Below are 19,395 nucleotides of genomic sequence, written 5' to 3'. Positions count from 1 at the left end.
TCGTGCTCATGGTCGGCCCTCTTCGCTCGGCCCTGTCAGCCGCAGTTCGGCGACGAAATCATAGGCGTCGCCCCGGTAGATAGAGCGGGTGAATTCGATCACCTTGCCGCTCGCCAGATAGGAAATACGTTCGATGTGCAGGCCGGCAATGCCTGGCGGCACTTCGAGCAGGCGCGCGTCGCTGTCGCCGAGATTGGCGGCGGAAATGCGCTGCACCGCCCGCACCGGCCGATTGCCGGTCAATTCCAGCGCGGCATAGAGCGAGGAGCCTATGTCGGCCGGGTCGGGCAACACGCTGGCCGACAGCGAGGCCCGCTCGATCGCCAGCGGCGTGTCGTTGGCAATGCGCAGGCGCGCCACGCGCGCCACCAGTTCGTTCGACGACAGGCCGAGCACCATCATTTCGTCGGGCGAAGGTGCGTAAAGGCCGCGGTCGAGCCATGCCGAACGCACCACCATGCCGCGCCGCGCCATGTCCTCGGTAAACGAGGTCAGCCGCGACAGCGACTGTTCGACACGCTCCATGCGCGGCGCCACGAAGGTGCCGGAGCCGTGGCGCTGCACCAGGATGCCGCCCTTGACCAGGTCCTGCACCGCCTTGCGCACGGTGACCCGCGAAATGTCGGCCTTGGTGGCGATGTCGCGCTCGGAGGGCAGCGCGTCGCCCGGCCCGATCAGGCCGCGGTTGACCGCGTCCTCGATGCTCTTGCGCAGCTGCAGATAAAGCGGCGCGCCGCTTTGCGCCTGATGTTTCAGCGTGGCGAAGATCTGGTCGGCGGCCTCGCTCATCGAGTTGCCTCCGCGTGTCCGGCAAGGAGGCGAACCGCCATCTGCACCGCGCCGCCCAGCGCGTCGTCGAGTGGCGGCTTCAGCAGCGCCCGGTAGCGGGCAGACAGGCGCGGCGCGTAGAGCGGCGCCAGCCCGCCGAGCAGGCACAGCGGCGCGTCGTCGGCAAGGTCGAGCGCGCCGAGCGAGGCTTCGACATCGGCAACCACCCTGTCGAGGATCCAGTTGGCGACGCTGTCGCCCTTCTCGGCGTGTTCGAACACCTTGGGTGCGAAGCCGCCGAAATCGCCGGGCTTGGCATTGGTGGTGAATTCGACGACATCCTCCGGGTTGTTGCGGAAGACGGCCAGCATGCTCTGCGTCAGCGGCGAGCCCGCGCGGACGCCGTCATAGGCAAGCAGTGTCTGTTCGAGCAGGTCGCGGCCGATACGGGCGCCGCTGCCCTGGTCGCCAACCTGGAAGCCCCAGCCGCCGATGGCGCGCGATTTGCCTTGTCTGCGCGCCATATAGGCGGTGCCGGTGCCGAGGATCGCCATGGCGCCGTCACCGGAGCCGACAGCGCCTTCCAGCGCGATTTCGGCGTCGGTCTCGACGCGGCTGATGCTGAATGGCAGGATCGCCTCGAGCTGCTGCCGGTAGGTGCCGACATTGGCGCCGGCAAGGCCGAGAATTGCGGGCGTTCGCGGGATCAGTTCCGGATCCTGCCCGGCGACGAGGAACGCCTGCCTGGCGGCCTCGACGATGTTCGAGCGAGCGCCGGTCAGGTCGGTGCGGATGTTGGCGGCGCCGCTTTTGGCGCGGCCGATCACCGTGCCGTCCGCCGTTGCCAGGGCGGCCCTGCAGCTGGTGCCGCCGCCATCGATTCCGAGCACGAAATTCACGTTGATTTCTCCTCCGGGCGGATAATACCAATAAAATACCAATAGCCAAGGGTTAATTTCCGTTTCAAAAAGTTTAAGCCGTATTTTATTGAAAAATCTGCGTATTTCGGCGGCTCAGCGATTTCCGGCCCGCGAATTCGTTAATGCGTGTGGACAAGTGGTATTTTTTTGGTATTGTTCTGGTATTGGAGGAACCGGGATGGCCGAAACGCGCACCGAAGCGCTTCACAAAAATGCCGAGGGGCTGGATATCCAGCCTCCGGACGCCATCCTTTCCTATTTGGCCGATGCGCAGATCGAAGCCGCCAAGGTGGTGCGCCATGCCATTCCATCCATCGCCAGGGCCGCCGAGATCATCGCCGGCAGGCTGAAGAGCGGGGGCAAGCTTGCCTACGCCGCGGCCGGCAGCTCAGGCCTGATGGCACTGGCCGATGCGCTGGAGCTGCCGGGCACCTTCGGCATTCACCGCGACCGCATCGCCATCCTGATCGCCGGCGGCGACGACGCTTTCCGCACGCTGGCCGGCGGGCCGGAAGACGATACCGAGGAAGCCGCGGCAGCGGTCGCCGAGGCCGGCCTCGGCAAGGGCGACTGCCTGATCGCCATTTCCGCCAGCGGCACGACGCCCTATGCCGTGCGGGCCATCGAGGAGGCTGCCCGCCGCGGCGCTGCCACCATCGGCATCGCCAACAACAGGGACTCTGCGCTGCTGCGCCAGGCACAAACCGCCATCCTGCTCGAAACGCCGCCGGAACTGATCGCCGGCTCCACGCGCATGGGCGCCGGCACTGCCCAGAAGATCGCGCTCAACATGCTGTCGACGCTGACCGCCATCCATCTCGGCCATGTGCATGACGGCTACATGGTCAATCTCATGGCCGACAACATCAAGCTGCGCGACCGCGCGGCGCGCATCGTCGCCGCCGTCAGCGGGCGCGGCACGGACGAAGCGGCCCGCCTGCTCGAAAAGAGCGGCGGCGCGGTCAAGACCGCCATTCTGCTCGCCGCCGGCGCCGACAGCACTGACGCGGCGCAGAAGATACTGGAAGAGGCCGGCCAGAAGTTGCGGCCGGCCCTTTCCGCTATAGAGGGGAGCAAGGGCTCAAAAGCCTCTGTTCTCATCAAAACCGAACCTGAAAAAGGTCAACAGGGAGACTGAGCATGACAACGAAACTACTGACGGCACTGCTTTTGGGCACCAGCATTCTCGGCTCGGCCGGGTTGGCTCACGCCGACGACGTAACGCTCAACATCGAAAGCTGGCGCGGCGACGACCTTGCCATCTGGAAGGACAAGCTGATCCCGGCTTTCGAAGCCAAGAACCCGGGCATCAAGGTCGTGTTCGCACCCTCGGCTCCGACCGAATATGACGCCGCGCTCGGCGCCAAGCTCGCCGCCGGCTCGGCGGGCGACCTGATCACCTGCCGCCCGTTCGACAAGTCGCTTGAGCTGTTCAAGAAGGGCAACCTTGCCGATCTCTCGGCGCTGCCCGGCATGGAGAACTTTTCGCCGGTTGCCAAGTCCGCCTGGCAGACCGACGACGGCAAGGCGAGCTTCTGCGTGCCGATGGCCTCGGTCATCCACGGCTTCATCTACAACAAGGACGCCTTCGACAAGCTCGGCATCAAGGTGCCGGAGACCCGCGACGAGTTCTTCGCCGCGCTCGACAAGATCAAGGCCGACGGCACCTACATCCCGATGGCGATGGGCACCAAGGATCTCTGGGAAGCCGCGACCATGGGCTACCAGAACATCGGCCCCAACTACTGGAAGGGCGAGGACGGCCGCGCGGCGCTGATCAAGGGCGATCAGAAGCTGACCGACAAGGACTGGGTCGCGCCGTATGAGGAACTGGCCAAGTGGAAGCCTTATCTCGGCGATGGCTTCGAGGCGCAGACCTATCCGGACAGCCAGAACCTGTTCACGCTCGGCCGCGCCGCCATCTACCCGGCCGGCTCGTGGGAGATCGGCCTGTTCAACACCCAGGCGCAGTTCAAGATGGGCGCCTTCCCGCCGCCGGTCGAGAAGGCCGGCGACACCTGCTACATCTCCGACCATACCGATATCGGCATGGGCCTGAATGCGGCTTCGAAGAACGCCGATGCGGCCAAGACCTTCCTGTCCTGGGTCGCCTCGCCGGATTTCGCCACCATCTACGCCAACGCACTGCCGGGCTTCTTCAGCCTGAACTCCTCGCCGGTGAAGATGGAAGACCCGCTGGCGCAGGAATTCGTCTCCTGGCGCGGCAAGTGCAAGTCGACGATCCGCTCGACCTACCAGATCCTGTCGCGCGGCACGCCGAACCTCGAGAACGAGACCTGGGTTGAATCGGCCAACGTCATCAACGGCACCGATACGCCGGAAGCGGCGGCCAAGAAGCTGCAGACCGGCCTCGACAGCTGGTACCATCCGGCCAAGTAAGAGCTCAGGTAATGGAACCGGCCGGCGCACGCCTGGCCGGTTCCGGACTACCTCATTCAAAGTGCGCCTATTCAGATTGCGATTGTCGGCACCGCCTCCCGGCCTTACCCTCTCTTCGGGGAAGGCTAGCTGATCAGTCGCAGGCCTTTGTTCCTGCCGCATCGGCAGGAATGGTCGGGCCGTGCATCGAGGCATCATCTAGATCGATACCCTTTGGAACCGAGAGACGGCGGGGACCGAACTCATGGCCGCAGATATCAGACCGAAAAGACCGTTCCGCTGGCATATAGGCGTCTTCCTGGCGCCGGCGGTGCTTGTCTACACGGCAATCATGATCCTGCCGCTCGCCGGCACGCTGCAGCTCTCGCTGTTCCGCAACATCGAGCAGCACCAGGTCTTCGTCGGGCTGGAAAACTTCCGCATGCTGTTCGGCGATCCCAACTGGTCGGTGGGTTTCTGGAACGCGCTGAGGAACAACACCTGGTTCTTCATCATCCACATGCTGGTGCAGAACCCGATCGGCGTCATGCTGGCCGCGCTTCTGTCCAGCCCGAGACTGAGGTTCGCGGCCTTCTACCGCACGGCGATCTTCGTGCCGACCATCCTGTCCTTCGTCATCGTCGGTTTCGCCTGGAAGCTGATCCTGTCCCCGTTGTGGGGCGTAGCGCCGCATCTGATGGATCTCGTCGGCCTGAAAAGCCTGTTCACGCCATGGCTCGGCAAGGAACAATATGCGCTCACCGCACTCAGCCTGATTTCGGTGTGGCAGTTCGTCGGCATCCCGATGATGCTGATTTACGCCGCCCTGCTGTCGATCCCCGAAGAGGTGATCGAGGCCGCCGAATGCGATGGCATCACCGGCCTGGCGCAGTTCTGGAAGATCAAGCTGCCGCTGATCCTGCCGTCGATCGGCATCATCTCGATCCTCACCTTCGTCGGCAATTTCAACGCCTTCGACCTGATCTACACCGCGCAAGGCGCGCTCGCCGGGCCGAACTATTCGACCGACATTCTCGGTACCTTCCTCTACCGCGCCTTCTTCGGCTTCCAGCTGCAGGTCGGCGACCCCAATATGGGCGCAGCGATCGCCACGATGATGTTCCTGATCATCCTCGGCGGTGTCTGCGTCTATCTCTTTCTCGTCCAGACGCGCCTGCGTCGCTACCAGTTCTGAGGGCCGAGAGATGAGCACCGCCACCCGTTCCGTGCCCCGCACCATCGGCGCCCATGCGATCCTGCTGACCTACACGGTGATCGCGCTGTTTCCGGTGATCCTGGTGATCATGAACTCGTTCAAGTCCCGCGCCGGCATCTTCGGCGCGCCGCTGACGCCGCCGACGCCAAAGACCTTCGACCTGATCGGCTACACCACCGTCATCGGCCAGGGCGACTTCTTCCACTATTTCCAGAACAGCCTCGTCGTCACTGTCGCCTCGCTGTTCTTCGTGCTCCTGTTCGGCGCCATGGCAGCGTTTGCGCTGTCGGAATACCGCTTCCGCGGCAATTCGCTGATGGGGCTCTATCTGGCGCTCGGCATCATGATCCCGATCCGGCTGGGCACCGTCGCCATCCTGCAATTGATGGTGGCGAGCGGGCTGGTCAACACGCTGACGGCGCTGATCCTGGTCTACACCGCGCAAGGCCTGCCGCTTGCCGTGTTCATCCTGTCGGAGTTCATGAAGCAGGTGTCCGACGATCTGAAGAATGCCGGCCGCATCGACGGCCTGTCGGAATACACCATCTTCTTCCGCCTGGTGCTGCCGCTGGTCAGGCCCTCGATGGCAACCGTCGCCGTCTTCACCATGATCCCGATCTGGAATGACCTGTGGTTCCCGCTGATCCTGGCGCCGTCGGAGGACACCAAGACCGTGACGCTCGGCGCGCAGCTCTTCCTCGGCCAGTTCGTCACCAACTGGAACGCCATCCTGGCGGCGCTGTCGCTGGCGATCATGCCGGTGCTTATCCTCTACGTCATCTTCTCGCGGCAGTTGATCCGCGGCATTACTTCCGGAGCGGTGAAGTGAGCGGCGGGGAAGAAGCTATCGTACAGGCCCTCGTCGAGACAGCGAGCCACTATGGATTCCGGGGCGTTCGCGCCAAAAATTTCTACCGAGAGTGGCCGGAGACGATCTGTGTGCTGAACCTTCAGAAGTCTTCCTGGGGTCCGCAATTCTATATCAACGCTGCTGTCTGGTTTGCACGGCTTGGGCCGGAGCGCCGGCCGAAGGAATACAATTGTCACATTCGTTGGCGCGTCAATTCCCAGATGGAAGACGAGCAGTCGAAAGCGTTCGAGCAGGCGCTCAACCTTGAGCATCCCTTGCCTGATGATCAGAGGCTTTCACTGGTCAAGGACGGAGTTGATGCCTATGGCTTTCGACTTTTGTCCCGGTGTGACAGCGAAGAAGCAGCCCTGCGGGTCGCAGATGAATGTGAGCCACAGGTGATGGTGGCTCTCGCAGCCCGCAGTCAAGAAAAGGCGAATTGAAATGGCCCAACCCCTGCGTGTCGTCGTCGCCGGCCTCGGCAATATGGGTCGCAGCCATGCGCTGGCCTACCATACCAATCCAGGTTTCCAGATCGCGGCGCTGATCAATCGCTCCGACGTGCCGCTGCCGGACGGGCTGTCGGGTTACGGCATCAGGCGCTCCTTCGACGAGGCATTGCGTGACGAAAAGCCCGATGTCGCCTGCATCGCCACCTATTCCGATAGCCATGCCGACTATGCGGTGAAGGCGTTCGAGGCCGGTTGCCACGTCTTCGTCGAAAAGCCGCTGGCAACGACGGTGGCCGATGCCAGGCGCGTCGTCGCGGCGGCCAAGGCCAACGGCAGGAAGCTGGTGATCGGCTACATCCTGCGCCATCACCCGTCCTGGATCCGGCTCATCGCCGAAGCGCGCAAGCTCGGCGGCCCCTACGTCTTCCGCATGAACCTCAACCAGCAATCCTCGGGCCATACCTGGGAGACGCACAAGCAGTTGATGCAGACGACCTCGCCGATCGTCGACTGCGGCGTGCACTATCTCGACGTCATGCTGCAGATCACCGATGCGAAGCCCGTGGAAGTGCGCGGCATGGGCGTGCGGCTGACCGACGAGGTCGCGCCCTCGATGTACAATTACGGCCACTTGCAGGTGCTGTTCGATGACGGTTCGGTCGGCTGGTATGAGGCCGGCTGGGGGCCGATGATTTCGGAAACCGCCTTCTTCGTGAAGGACGTCATCTCGCCCAATGGCTGCGTGTCGATCGTCATGAAGGAAGGTGTGAAGTCCGATGACATCGACACCCACACCAAGACCTCGACCATCCGCCTGCACAATGCGGCGACCGACGCGGACGGCAAGTTTCTCAAGGCCGACGAAATGCTGTCGATGGCAGGCGAACCCGGCCATCAGGACCTCTGCGACCTCGAACAGGCCTTCGTGCTGAAGGCAATCCGCGAGGATCTGGACCTCGCCAAACACATGGACGACGCGGTCAAATCGCTCGCCGTCTGCCTTGCAGCCGACGAGAGCGTGCGCAGCGGCGCCGCCGTCAAACTCTAGAACAGGGACGAAGCCGTGGGCTCGCTGAACATCGAGAACGTGAAGAAGGCCTTTGGGCCGGTCGAGGTGCTGAAGGGCATCAACCTCGAAGTGAACGACGGCGAGTTCGTCGTTTTCGTCGGGCCGTCCGGCTGCGGCAAGTCGACCCTGCTCAGGGTCATCGCCGGACTGGAGGACTCGACTTCGGGCCGCGTCGTCATCGACGGCGCGGACGTCTCGGCCACGCCGCCGGCCAAGCGCGGCATCGCCATGGTGTTCCAGACCTATGCGCTCTATCCGCATCTGACGGTGAAGAACAATATGGGCCTCGGCCTCAAGCAGGCCGGCACGCCCGCCCCGGAGATCGAGCGCCGCATCGGCATCGCCTCGTCGATGCTGTCGCTCGAGCCCTATCTCGAAAGGCGGCCGGCCGAACTCTCCGGCGGCCAGCGTCAGCGCGTCGCCATCGGCCGCGCCGTGGTGCGCGAGCCGAAGCTGTTTCTCTTCGACGAGCCATTGTCCAACCTCGATGCGGCACTGCGCGTCAACACAAGGCTGGAGATCGCGCAGCTGCACCGCCGGCTGAAGGCGACGATGATCTACGTCACCCACGACCAGGTCGAGGCGATGACCCTGGCCGACAAGATCGTGGTGCTCAACGCAGGGAAAATCGAGCAGATCGGTGGCCCGATGGAGCTCTATAATTCGCCGGCAAATGAGTTCGTCGCCGGCTTCATCGGCTCACCGAAGATGAATTTCGTCGACGGCGCCCGTCTCGGCGAAACCGCCAGGACAATCGGCGTGCGGCCGGAACATCTGACCGTCGATCCGAAATCCGGCTCCTGGAAGGGAACGGTGGTGCACGCCGAGCATCTCGGCGCCGACACCAACCTCTATCTCGACTGCGAGAAGGCCGGGCTGATCACCGTGCGGATTTTTGGGGTGTACGATGCCGAGCCGGGTGCCACGCTGTATGCGACGCCGGATCCGGCGAAGACGTATCGGTTTGGGGTTGATGGGAAGGTGCTGAAGTAGCGCGGCGGCGCAGCCCCCTCACCCAGCCTCCGCTTCGCTCGACTGACCTCTCCCCGAGGGGAGAGGAGATTGTCAGCGCCGACGCCAGTCTCTTCTCCCCAGCGGGGAGAAGGTGGCCGCGAAGCGGCCGGATGAGGGGGCAGCGCTGACCCCGAAATGTACTGCCTAAACGTCCGCCTTGAACGTCTGCTTCTGCTGCCCCAGGCCTTCAATGCCCAGTTCAACCACATCGCCGGCCTTCAAGAACACCGGCGGCTTCATGCCCAGCCCGACGCCGGGCGGCGTGCCGGTGGAGATGATGTCGCCGGGGTGCAGCGACATGAACTGGCTGAGATAGGAAACCAGATACTTGACGCCATAGACCATGGTCTTGGTCGAGCCGTTCTGCATCGTCTTGCCGTTGACGGTCAGCCACATTTTGAGGTTCTGCGGGTCGGCCACTTCGTCTTTGGTCACCAGCCATGGGCCGGTCGGGCCGAAGGTGTCGCAGCTCTTGCCCTTGGTCCACTGGCCCTGGCGCTCGGCCTGGAAGGCGCGTTCGGAGACGTCGTGGGCAACGCTATAGCCGGCAACATAGTCGAGCGCATCGGCCTCGCTGACATATTTGGCGGTTTTGCCGATGACCACGGCCAGCTCGACTTCCCAGTCGGTCTTCTCCGAGCCGCGGGGGATCAGCACGTCGTCATCCGGCCCGACAATGGCCGAGCTTGCCTTCATGAAGATGATCGGCTCCGGCGGCACGGTGGCGCCGGTCTCGGCGGCGTGGTCGGAATAGTTCAGGCCGATGCAGATGAACTTGCCCGTGCCGGCAACGCAGGCGCCGAGGCGCGGGCTGCCGGAAACCGCCGGCAGCGACTTCGGATCTAGCTTGGCGAGTGCTGCCAGCGATGCCGGATCGAGTGCCTTGCCGCCGATATCGGTGACGTGAGCGGAGAGATCACGGATCGTTCCATCCGCATCGAGCAGGCCGGGACGTTCGCTTCCCACCTCGCCATAGCGCAGCAGTTTCATCTAAATCCTTCTCCTGATTGCGGCCTCGTGGCCTTTTGCAAACTTTCCGCCAAGGCGATTGCTCCTTCAAGGAACCGGCGGACCGTACCCACCGACCTGACTCCGGACAAGCGCGATCGCCATACAAGATAGCCGGCGCGCGGGATTTTCAGACTGTTCGATCCCCTGTTAAACGCCGGCAACGGGCCAGATCGTCCGGCCCACGCAAGATTTCCGCAGTCAGATCGACCAGCCGCCGTCGATATTGTAGGCCTGCCCGGACGTGTACGTGGCGCCGGCCAGGTAGACGGCCAGATCGGCGATTTCCTCCGGCGTGCCGAGCCGGCCCATCGGCTGGCGGGCGATGAAGGCGGCGCGGGCGGCATCATAGTCGCCTTGCGCGTGCATGCGGTCCTGCAGCGATGGGCTCTCGACCGTGCCGGGGCAGATGGCGTTGCAGCGTATGCCCTTGCCGACATAGTCGGCGGCTATCGCCTTGGTCAGGCCGATGACCGCGGCCTTGGTCAGGCCATAGACGAAGCGGTTGGGCACGCCCTTGGTGGAACTGGCCAGCGAGGCCATGTTGATGATCGATCCGTCGCCGCGTTCCAGCATGCCGGGCAGCACGGCCCGGCTGGTGCGGATCATGGCGCGGACATTGAGGTTCAGCGCGAAATCGAGGTCGCCGTCCTTCATCTCCAGGATCGAGCCCGAATGGACGAAACCGGCGCAATTGAACAGCACGTCGACGACACCGATCTCGGCAAAGGCGGCGTTGACGGCTTCGTCGTTGAGCACGTCCAGCTTGCGGGTCTTGATCCCTGGCGTCTTGGCGAGTTCCGCCAGCAGCGTCTCGTTGATGTCGGTGGCGTAGACGATGGCGCCGGCTTTTGCGAAGGCCAGTGCGCTCGCCTTGCCGATCCCTTGCGCCGCTGCCGTGACGACAACGACCTTGCCTGCCAGATCCGCCATGCTGTTCTCCTCGTCCGCTGGGATAGTCCGGGTCTACCTGCGGCTGGCCAAGGCGTCATGTGCCAGTCACGCGTGATCGTGCAGCCTGCGCCGTTGACCGTTCACTGATAAAGATGTTTTTTCTCGTTAAAGAACATCTGTCCGGGCGTCAAGCCCGAACACGATCTGAACAGTACCGGCAGGCCATCAATCGCCGTAAGGCACCCAGACATTCTTGACCTCGACGGCGCGGCGCAGGAAGGCGTCGCCGGCGGCTTGGTCGGATGCCCAGTCGATGCCGCGGCCATTGCCGCTCCAGACGCGCTTGAGGTTGCCGATGGACTCGGCTTCCGCCTTGGCGCAGGTCTCGGCATCGGCGAACACCCAAAGCCCGTCGACATCGTCATGCTTGGCCAGCACGCCGGCGAGTTCGGCGCTGCGACCGGTGACGATGTTGATGGCGCCTGAGGGAATGTCGGAATATTCGATGACCTGGTAGAGATCGGTCGCCAGCAGCGGGTAGCGCTCCGACGGCACTGCGACCACGGTGTTGCCCATCGCGAGTGCGGGTGCAATCAGCGAGATCAGGCCGAGCAGCGGCGAGGCATCCGGCGCGACGATGCCGACGACGCCGACCGGCTCGTGCAGCGCCAATGTCACGGCACGCGCGGGCGGTTGGTGCACGCGGCCCTCGAATTTGTCGGCCAGACCGGCATAGAGGAACAGGCGCTCGATGGATTGTTCTACCTCTTCCCGCGCGGCCTTGGGCGTAGCGCCGGTCAATTCGGTGAGACGGGCGGCGAACTCGCCGGCGCGGCCGGAAAGGTTCTCGGCCAGATAATAGAGCACCTGGGACCTGTTATAGGCGGTCGCCTCCGGCCAGGCCTTGGCACCGCGGGCGGCGGAGACGGCATCGCGGATATCCTTGCGGCTACCGAGCCCAACTTCGCCGGCAAGCTTGCCCTTGGCGGTGGCGATGGCGAGCGAATAATTGCCGTCCGGCCGTACCTGCTTGCCGCCGATGAACAGCTTTGCCGTGCGGTCGATTGCCGCGCCGTCGGCCTGCTCGACCGGTTGCGCCGACATCGTCGCCGGCTTGATGACCGGGCCGAGCGGCAATTTTGCCGTGAGATATTCGAACATGCCCTCGCGCCCGCCCTCACGACCGAAACCACTCTCGCGGTAGCCGCCGAAGCCACAGGCGGCGTCGAACATGTTGGTGCCGTTGACCCAGACCACGCCGGCCTTCAATTGGGGCGCGACGTGCAGGGCAAGGTTGACGTTCTCGCTCCACACCGAGGCGGCGAGGCCATAGCGCGTGTTGTTGGCGAGCTCGATCGCTTCCTCGGTGTTGCGGAAGGTCATGGTCGCCAGAACAGGGCCGAACACCTCTTCTTGCGCCAATATGTTAGCCGGCGAAACACCTGTGGCGAGCGTCGGCAGATGGTAGTAGCCGGAGGACGGCAGCGCGGCATCCGGCTGCCAGCAGACAGCGCCCTGTCTGGCGCCTTCGGCAACCAGGCCCTTGACGCGGTCAAGCTGGGTCAGATCGACGAGCGGACCGATATCGGTGTTCTTGTCCAGCGGGCTGCCGACGCGCAGCCGGCTCATCCGCGTCTTGACCTTGGCGATCAGGGCGTCGGCTATGCCTTCCTGCGCCAGGAGCCGCGAACCGGCGCAGCAGACCTGGCCCTGGTTGAACCAGATGCCGTCGACCAGGCCTTCGACGGCGCTGTCGAGATCGGCATCCTCGAAGACGATGAAAGCCGATTTGCCGCCGAGCTCCAGCGACAGTTTCTTGCCCGAGCCGGCGGTGGCCTTGCGGATGATCTTGCCGACCTCGGAAGAGCCGGTAAAGGCGATCTTCTGGACGCCGGGATGGTTGACGATGGCGACGCCGGCCTCAGGGCCGCCCTGGACGATGTTGACGACGCCCTTCGGCACGCCGGCACGCTCGCAAATCTCGGCGAACAGGATGGCGGTCAGCGGCGTGAACTCGGCCGGCTTCAGCACCACGGTGCAGCCGGCGGCGAGCGCCGGCGCGATCTTCCAGGCCAGCATCAGCAACGGAAAGTTCCACGGGATGATCTGGCCGACGACGCCGACACCCCTATGGCCGGGGAAATCCCTGTCCAGCGCCTGCGCCCAGCCGGCATGGTGGATGAAATGGCGGATCGCCAGCGGCACGTCGATATCGCGGCTTTCGCGGATCGGCTTGCCGTTGTCGATGGTCTCAAGCACCGCGAACAGGCGCTGATGCCGCTGCATGGCGCGGCCGATGGCATAAAGCACCTTGGCACGCTGATAGCCTGAGGCTGCCGACCACTTCGGCAGCGCCTTGGCGGCGGCCGCAACCGCCGCGTCGATATCGGCGGCATTGGCGTCCGAGACCTCGGCCAGCAGCTTGCCGGAAGACGGCTCGCTGGTCTCGAAGGTCTTGCCGCCGGCAGCGGCTTTCCAGTCGCCGCCGATGAACAGCGCCTTGCCGAAATCGCGCGCGGCAAGCCAGGCGTCGGCCTCGTTGCGGGCCTCCGGTGCCGGGCCGTACTCCATGGCGTGGTAGCGGTCGAGAATGTTCATCAGGTGCCTCCTTCACCCTCCCGCCTGGGAGGGTCGATCGGCAAAAGCCGATCGGGGTGGGGGTAAAGGCTCACGCCATCGCGTGGCGATGATTGGCCGAATAATGTCCGGTCAGATGGTGCTCGAGCTGGCGCTCGATGTCGGTCAAGAGGCTAGACGCGCCGAAGCGGAACAGGTCCGGCTCCAGCCATGGCCGGCCGAGCTCTTCCTTCATCAGCACCAGCCAGTCGAGCGAGGCCTTGGCCGTGGAAATGCCGCCGGCCGGCTTGAAGCCGATGAGATAGCCGGTTTCCTCGAAATAGGCCCTGATGGCACGCACCATGGCGAGGCCGACGGGCAGCGTCGCGTTGACGCTTTCCTTGCCGGTCGAGGTCTTGATGAAATCGGCGCCCGCCATCATCGCCACCATCGAGGCCAGCATGACATTGCGCAGCGTGGCGAGGTCGCCGGTGCCGAGGATGACCTTCAGATGCGCATCACCGCAGGCGGCGCGCATCGAGACGATCTCATTGTAAAGCTCCCGCCACTTGGCGCCGAACACCAGGCCGCGCGGGATGACGACGTCGATCTCGTCGGCGCCGTCACGGACCGAGGCCTCGATCTCCTGCAAACGGGTCGACAGCGGCGCCAGGCCATGCGGAAAGGCGGTGGAGACGGCGGCGACATGGATGCCAGTGCCGCGCACCGCATCGACGGCGGTGGCAACGAAGGGGTGGTAGACGCAGACGGCGGCCGGGCGGATGGTTTCACCTGATATGCCGAGGCCCTCGACAATGTCGCGGCGGAACGGATTGATCGCCTTGGCGCAAAGCCGGCGCACGCGCTCCTCGGTGTCGTTGGAATTCAGCGTCGTCAAATCCATGCAGGCGACGGCGCGCAGCAGCCAGGCGGCCTGATTGTCGGCCTTGATAGAGCGCCGCTTGGTCAGGCTGGCGACGCGCCGTTCCAGCGCCGAGCGATTGACGCTGCGCACCGATTCCATGAAGCCAAGGTCGAGCTTCATGCCGGGGTTGCGCGCAACGCGATGGTCCGGTGGAACGGCTGTATTGGCGGCGGCACGCGCCGGCAGCGGCGTCACCTTGGACGAGCCGACATCGGCTTCGCGGATTGTGCTGCTCATCTCCTGCCCTTTCATTCAGCGACGTGTGCCGAAGATAGCCCGTGAAGCCGTACTTCACGAGTCCTGCGGGCGGTCATAACCGAAAAAGGCGGCGAAAGCAGCAATTTTTGACCGTGCGGTCAAAAGCGTAGACTCGAGATGTTGGTGCGGCTCAGCCGACGAAGGCGCGCTCGACGACAAAAGTCGCCGGATGGCTCAGCGAGCCTTCCTCGAAGCCGAGGCTTTCGGCCAGTTCCTTGACGTCCTTCAGCATATGCATCGAGCCGCAGATCATGATCCGATCGGTTGCCGGGTTGAGCTTGTCGATGCCGAGATCGCTGTAGAACTTGCCGGAGCCGATCAGCGCGGTGATGCGGCCCATGCGTGCCGATTCCTCGCGGGTCGTCGAATTGTAGAGCGTGACGCGCCCAGTGGTCAGTTCACCGATCAGCGGGTCGCTTTCAAGTGCTGCGACCAGCTCCTGGCCATAGGTCAGCTCGGCATTGTCGCGGCAGGTATGGGTCAGGATCAGTTGATCGAATTTTTCGTAGGTGTCGGGGTCGCGCAGCAGGCTGGCGAAGGGCGCGATGCCGGTGCCGGTCGAGATCATGAACAGCCGCTTGGCCGGCGTCAGCGCGTCGACCACCAGCGTGCCGGTCGACTTCTGGCGCATGATGACGGTGTCGCCGACCTGGATCTTCTGCAGCTCCGAAGTCAGCGGGCCGTCCGGCACCTTGATCGAGAAGAATTCCAGCTCTTCGTCCCAAGCCGGGCTCGCCACCGAATAGGCGCGGTACACCGGCTTCTCTGCATTGGGCAGGCCGATCATGACGAACTCGCCGGAGCGGAAGCGCAGCGACTGCGGACGGGTGATGCGGAACGAGAACAGCCGGTCGGTGTAGTGCTTCACCGAGACCACGGTTTCGGCATAGACATTGGCCGGAATCGGGAACTGCAGCGGTCGGGCGCCGACGGTGTTGAGAGCGGATGTGGTGTTCATCAAATCCAACCTTCTGGCCCAGCTCACGGACGCGGGCGCCAAACCTTCACCTGCGCGCCCGGACCATTCAGGTCCCGGCGTGCTGTTCGCACACTCCAAAGCGGCAAGCTCTTGTGTCCGGAATTTATTAGTATACAAACGATATTTGCGTCAAGATGCTCCCTTAAAACAGCTTTCCAAACTGACGCATATCCGTAGTCCGCGCATTTCGGGTTTCGACGATGGAAGAGAATATTTCGGCGCAAGCGCGCGTTCCCCAGGGAAATGTCGTTGCCGGTATCGATGTCGGCGGCACCTTCACCGACCTGCTCCTGATCGACGGAAGCGATGGCGGCAGGGTGTATCTGGCCAAGACGCCGACCACGGTCGACAACCAGGCCTTCGGTGTCGTTTCGGCGCTCGGCGCCACCGGATTTCCGATCGACGGCATCGACCTCATCGTGCATGGCACGACCACCACCACCAATGCGGTGCTCGAACGCCGGCTGGCGAAAACCGGCATGATCACCACGCGCGGTTTTCGCGACGTGATCGAGCTTGGCCGGCGCACGCGGCCGCAGGCCTATGGCATGACCGGCAGCTTCGTGCCGATCATCCCGCGCAATCTCAGGCTCGAAGTGTCGGAGCGCGTCGAGGCGTCGGGTGCGATACGCACACCGCTCGACGAGGCCGAAATGCGCGAGGCGGTGCAGACGCTGATCGCGGCCGGTTGCGAATCCCTCGTCATCCATTTCCTGCATTCCTACGCCAATCCGGCGCACGAGCGGCGCGCCACCGAAATTGCCGCCGAGCTCTGGCCGAACGGCTACATCACGGCAGGCCATGCGCTGCTGTCGGAGGCGCGCGAGTTCGAGCGCGGCGTCACCGCTTCGGTCAACGCCTCGGTGCAGCCGATCCTCGAGCGCTATGTCGAGCGGCTGCGCAAGGAACTGGCTGCAAAAGGCTATGCCCGCGACTTCCTGATCATGAACGGCAATGGCGGTATGATCTCGGCCCGCTTCGTCACACGAGAATCGGCCAAGACTGTGATGTCCGGCCCGGCCTCCGGCGTCATCGCCGCCGCCTATACCGGAAAACGTGCCGGCTTCGAAAACCTCGTCACCTACGACATGGGCGGCACTTCGACCGACGTGGCGCTGATCCGCAATGCCGAGCCGGCTGTCTCGAACGAGATCGAGATCGAATATGCCATGCCGATCCATGTGCCGATGGTGGCGGTGCACACGGTCGGCGCCGGCGGCGGCTCGATCGCCCGCGTCGATGCGGCCGGCCTGATCCAGATCGGCCCGGAAAGCGCCGGCGCCAATCCCGGCCCGATCTGCTACGGGCGCGGCGGCCTCGAGCCGACCATCACCGACGCCAATCTGGTGCTCGGCCGGCTGGCGCCGAAGAAGCTGCTGGCAGTCGAAAACCCGGTCACATCAGAGCGCGTCACCGGCATCTTCGAGGAGAAAATCGGCAAGCCGACCGGCCTGTCCGGCGTCGAGGCGGCGGGCGCGGTGCTGCGGCTCGGCAACATGAAGATGGCCGGCGCCATCCGCATGGTGTCGGTGTCACGCGGTCATGACCCCCGCGATTTCGCGCTGTTCGCCTTCGGCGGCGCCGGGCCGCTGCATGCGACTGCCCTGGCGCGCGAACTCGGCCTGCCCAAGGTGCTGGTGCCCGCGCGTCCAGGCATCACCAATGCGCTCGGCTGCGTCGTTGCCGACCTGCGCCACGACTTCGTCAACACCATCAACCAGCCGGTGTCGGTGCTCGACGAAACGCATCTTCACGCGGTATTGGAACGGCACCGAAACGAAGGCGAGGAACTGATCGGCAAGGAAGCGGTAAAGCCGGAGACGATCCGCGTCACCCACTCCGCCGACATGCAGTTCGTCGGCCAGACCCACATCATCAACGTGGCGCTGCCGTCCTCCTCGGTGACCCGGGCAACGCTGCAGCAGCTTTTCGAAAAGGCCTATTTCGCCCGCTTCAAGGTCGAGCTGCCGGAAATCCGAGCCAATCTCGTCAATCTCAATACATCGGTCACCGGCGTGCGTCTGGCGATCGATCTGTCGCGCCTGATCGATCCGGAGGGGCGCGCAGCAACGCTGGACGAGGCGCGGCGCGAAATCCGGCCGGTCTGGTATGCCGGCCGTTGGCACGACACGCCCGTATATGCGCGTGAAAAGCTGCCGCTCGATGCTATCATCGAAGGCCCGGCGATCCTCGAACAGATGGATGCCACCACCGTGCTCGAACCCGGCGACCGCGCACGCAGCGACGCTGACGGCAACATCATCATCGACATTGGTGAGGCCTGATATGGCAAAGCTCGACGCCATCACCCTTTCGGTCCTCCAGGCGGCCCTGCAGCAGGTCTGCGACGAGATGGACCTGACCTTCTCACGCGCCGCCTTCTCGCCTGTCATCGCCGAGGCCAATGACCGCTCCGACGGAATCTATTCGGCTGTCGACGGTTCGCTGATCGCGCAAGGCAGCCAGGGCCTGCCGGTGTTCGTCGGTGTCATGCAGTATTCGACCAGGACGGTGATCGAGATGATCGCCGACGGCCGTTGCCTGCCGCCGGAACCAGGCGACATCTACGTCGTCAACGACCCCTATCTCGGCGGCACCCATCTGATGGATGTGCGCTTCGCCATGCCGGTCTACCGGGACGGCAAGATTTTCTGCTGGCTATCCAACACCGGCCATTGGCCCGACATTGGCGGCTCGGTGCCGGGCGGATTTTCAGCCTCGGCGACTGCCGTGGAGCAGGAAGGCCTGCGACTGCCGCCCGTAAAACTGTTCAAGAAGGGCGTGCTCGATCCGGAAATCTACGCCATCATCTGCTCCAACATCCGCGTCGCCGACCAGCGCATCGGCGATATCAGGGCCCAGGCCGCCGCACTGCTGATCGGTCGGGACAGGCTGAATGGAATCCTGGATCGTTACGGGGATGAAACGGTTGTAGAGGCGATCGCCGAACTGCGCCGCCGCGCGGCCGAACAGATGCGCGCCAACATCTCAGCCATTCCCGACGGGACCTACCATTCGAAGGCGTTTGTCGATTCCGATGGGGTGGTCAACGAGCCGCTGATCATCGCGCTCGCCGTCGAAAAACAGGGCGACACGCTGACCTTCGATTTCACCGGTTCGTCAAAGCCCTGCGCCGGGCCGATGAACAGCGTGCTGGCGACGACCCTATCCTCGGTCTATCTCGCCATGCGCCACATTTTCCCGGATGTGCCGATCAGCGCCGGCGCGTTTGAACCCCTGATCGTCAAGCGGCCGGAAAGCACGTTCCTCGACGCCAAATATCCGCGCCCCGTCTCGGGCTGCGCCGCCGAGGTGTCGCAGCGCATCGCCGAGGCGGTATTCGCGGCGATGGTACAGGCATTGCCGGACAAGGTGACCGCCGCACCCGCCGGTTCCAGCGGCAATTTCGCACTCGGCGGCAACGACCCGGCACGCGGCCGCGACTACGTCATGTACCAGATCTCCGGCGGCGGTTATGGCGGCAATTCAGGCCATGACGGCCTGACCAATGGCTGCTCGACCATCGGCATCTCCAAGTCGCCGCCGGTCGAGATCATGGAACAGGCATTCCCGGTGCTCTACCGCCACTACGCCTTGCGTGAAGGCTCCGGCGGCGCCGGCAAGCATCGCGGCGGTTTCGGCCTCGCCTATGAGGTGGAAATCCTGCGTGGCGACGCCCGCGCTTCCTTCGTCATGGACCATGGCCGGTTCGGCCCGCAGGGCGCGCTTGGCGGCAAGGACGGCGCCGTCAACACGGTGACCGTCTTCCGCAACGGCGAGGAACACGTGCCGCCGCATTTGTCCAAGGAACAGGATATCGCGCTGAAAGCCGGCGACCGCGTGCGCGTCGGTACGCCGGGCGGCGGCGGCTATGGTGATCCGCTGCAGCGCGATGCCGATCTTGTGCTGCGCGACGTGGCGCTGGGGTACTACACATCAGAGGAAGCCACCGAGAAGTTTGGCGTTGTCCTCTCGGCCGGGGAGTTGGCCATCGACCAGACGGCCACCGACAAGCAGCGCGTCGGCTAACACATCACCGCGCTCGACTGGTCTGCTCGCCGCGCCGCGATCGCCGCAGCGCATGTCGTTTCCGTCTCCGCCGCGCGC

The 19,395-nt window shown here is 64.2% G+C and carries 16 protein-coding genes; 9 read left to right on the top strand and 7 right to left on the bottom strand.

Going from position 1 to position 19,395, the window contains the following annotated elements; translation table 11 throughout:
* Window positions 1-6: 6 nt before the first annotated feature.
* Complete coding sequence (locus tag RPF88_RS22105) at window positions 7-789, bottom strand: GntR family transcriptional regulator (RefSeq protein WP_063169682.1); 783 nt, start codon at window positions 787-789, stop codon at window positions 7-9.
* Window positions 786-1,667: an N-acetylglucosamine kinase gene (locus RPF88_RS22100; RefSeq protein WP_337123211.1), complete on the bottom strand. Its 882-nt coding sequence runs from the start codon at window positions 1,665-1,667 to the stop codon at window positions 786-788. The genes RPF88_RS22105 and RPF88_RS22100 overlap by 4 nt, the downstream gene beginning before the upstream one ends.
* Before the next feature lie 199 nt (window positions 1,668-1,866).
* Here RPF88_RS22100 and RPF88_RS22095 point away from each other — a divergent pair, with 199 nt between their 5' ends.
* The 7 genes from RPF88_RS22095 (at window position 1,867) to RPF88_RS22065 (ending at window position 8,647) form a co-directional block, all read left to right on the top strand.
* Window positions 1,867-2,826 (top strand): N-acetylmuramic acid 6-phosphate etherase, encoded by a 960-nt coding sequence (locus RPF88_RS22095; protein WP_027161162.1) that lies wholly within the window; start codon window positions 1,867-1,869, stop codon window positions 2,824-2,826.
* A 2-nt stretch (window positions 2,827-2,828) separates the two neighbouring features.
* Window positions 2,829-4,088, top strand: coding sequence for an ABC transporter substrate-binding protein (locus RPF88_RS22090; protein ID WP_013528574.1), 1,260 nt, complete (start codon window positions 2,829-2,831; stop codon window positions 4,086-4,088).
* Window positions 4,089-4,332: 244 nt separating this feature from the next.
* A complete protein-coding gene (locus RPF88_RS22085) occupies window positions 4,333-5,262 on the top strand; it encodes a carbohydrate ABC transporter permease (protein ID WP_013528573.1) in 930 nt (309 codons plus the stop codon).
* 10 nt (window positions 5,263-5,272) lie between these two features.
* On the top strand, window positions 5,273-6,112 hold the full coding sequence (locus tag RPF88_RS22080) for a carbohydrate ABC transporter permease (RefSeq protein ID WP_064992751.1): 840 nt from the start codon (window positions 5,273-5,275) through the stop codon (window positions 6,110-6,112).
* Window positions 6,109-6,576 carry a DUF4304 domain-containing protein gene (locus RPF88_RS22075; RefSeq protein WP_337123210.1) on the top strand — a complete coding sequence of 156 codons (468 nt, stop codon included), beginning with the start codon at window positions 6,109-6,111 and terminating at the stop codon, window positions 6,574-6,576. Before RPF88_RS22080 ends, RPF88_RS22075 begins: the two co-directional genes overlap by 4 nt.
* A 1-nt stretch (window position 6,577) precedes the next feature.
* Complete coding sequence (locus RPF88_RS22070; protein ID WP_224674745.1) at window positions 6,578-7,633, top strand: Gfo/Idh/MocA family protein; 1,056 nt, start codon at window positions 6,578-6,580, stop codon at window positions 7,631-7,633.
* A 15-nt stretch (window positions 7,634-7,648) separates the two neighbouring features.
* Window positions 7,649-8,647: an ABC transporter ATP-binding protein gene (locus RPF88_RS22065; protein WP_337123209.1), complete on the top strand. Its 999-nt coding sequence runs from the start codon at window positions 7,649-7,651 to the stop codon at window positions 8,645-8,647.
* 165 nt (window positions 8,648-8,812) lie between these two features.
* Here the strand turns inward: RPF88_RS22065 and RPF88_RS22060 are convergent, their stop codons facing one another.
* From RPF88_RS22060 to RPF88_RS22040, 5 genes are all read right to left on the bottom strand, one after another.
* Entirely contained in the window at window positions 8,813-9,658 is an 846-nt protein-coding gene (locus RPF88_RS22060; RefSeq protein WP_024502142.1) for a fumarylacetoacetate hydrolase family protein, read from the bottom strand.
* A 219-nt stretch (window positions 9,659-9,877) separates the two neighbouring features.
* Entirely contained in the window at window positions 9,878-10,609 is a 732-nt protein-coding gene (locus RPF88_RS22055; RefSeq protein ID WP_013528567.1) for an SDR family oxidoreductase, read from the bottom strand.
* 186 nt (window positions 10,610-10,795) lie between these two features.
* Complete coding sequence (locus RPF88_RS22050) at window positions 10,796-13,168, bottom strand: aldehyde dehydrogenase family protein (protein WP_337123208.1); 2,373 nt, start codon at window positions 13,166-13,168, stop codon at window positions 10,796-10,798.
* Window positions 13,169-13,238: 70 nt separating this feature from the next.
* On the bottom strand, window positions 13,239-14,288 hold the full coding sequence (gene deoC, locus RPF88_RS22045) for a deoxyribose-phosphate aldolase (RefSeq protein WP_024502140.1): 1,050 nt from the start codon (window positions 14,286-14,288) through the stop codon (window positions 13,239-13,241).
* A 151-nt stretch (window positions 14,289-14,439) separates the two neighbouring features.
* The gene (locus tag RPF88_RS22040) at window positions 14,440-15,267 is read right to left on the bottom strand and encodes a ferredoxin--NADP reductase (protein WP_013528564.1); all 828 of its coding nucleotides are present in this window, start codon (window positions 15,265-15,267) and stop codon (window positions 14,440-14,442) included.
* 221 nt (window positions 15,268-15,488) lie between these two features.
* Between RPF88_RS22040 and RPF88_RS22035 the strand changes: the two genes are divergently transcribed.
* Entirely contained in the window at window positions 15,489-17,573 is a 2,085-nt protein-coding gene (locus tag RPF88_RS22035; protein WP_337123207.1) for a hydantoinase/oxoprolinase family protein, read from the top strand.
* 1 nt (window position 17,574) lies between these two features.
* Window positions 17,575-19,317, top strand: a complete 1,743-nt coding sequence (locus tag RPF88_RS22030; RefSeq protein ID WP_337123206.1) for a hydantoinase B/oxoprolinase family protein — start codon at window positions 17,575-17,577, stop codon at window positions 19,315-19,317.
* Window positions 19,318-19,395: the final 78 nt, after the last annotated feature.

Source organism: Mesorhizobium sp. ISC11, assembly GCF_037162595.1.
GTDB classification, from domain to species: Bacteria; Pseudomonadota; Alphaproteobacteria; order Rhizobiales; family Rhizobiaceae; genus Mesorhizobium; species Mesorhizobium ciceri.
The sequence above is the reverse complement of the archived record's forward strand: the minus strand, read 5'-3'. Positions and strand labels throughout refer to the sequence as shown.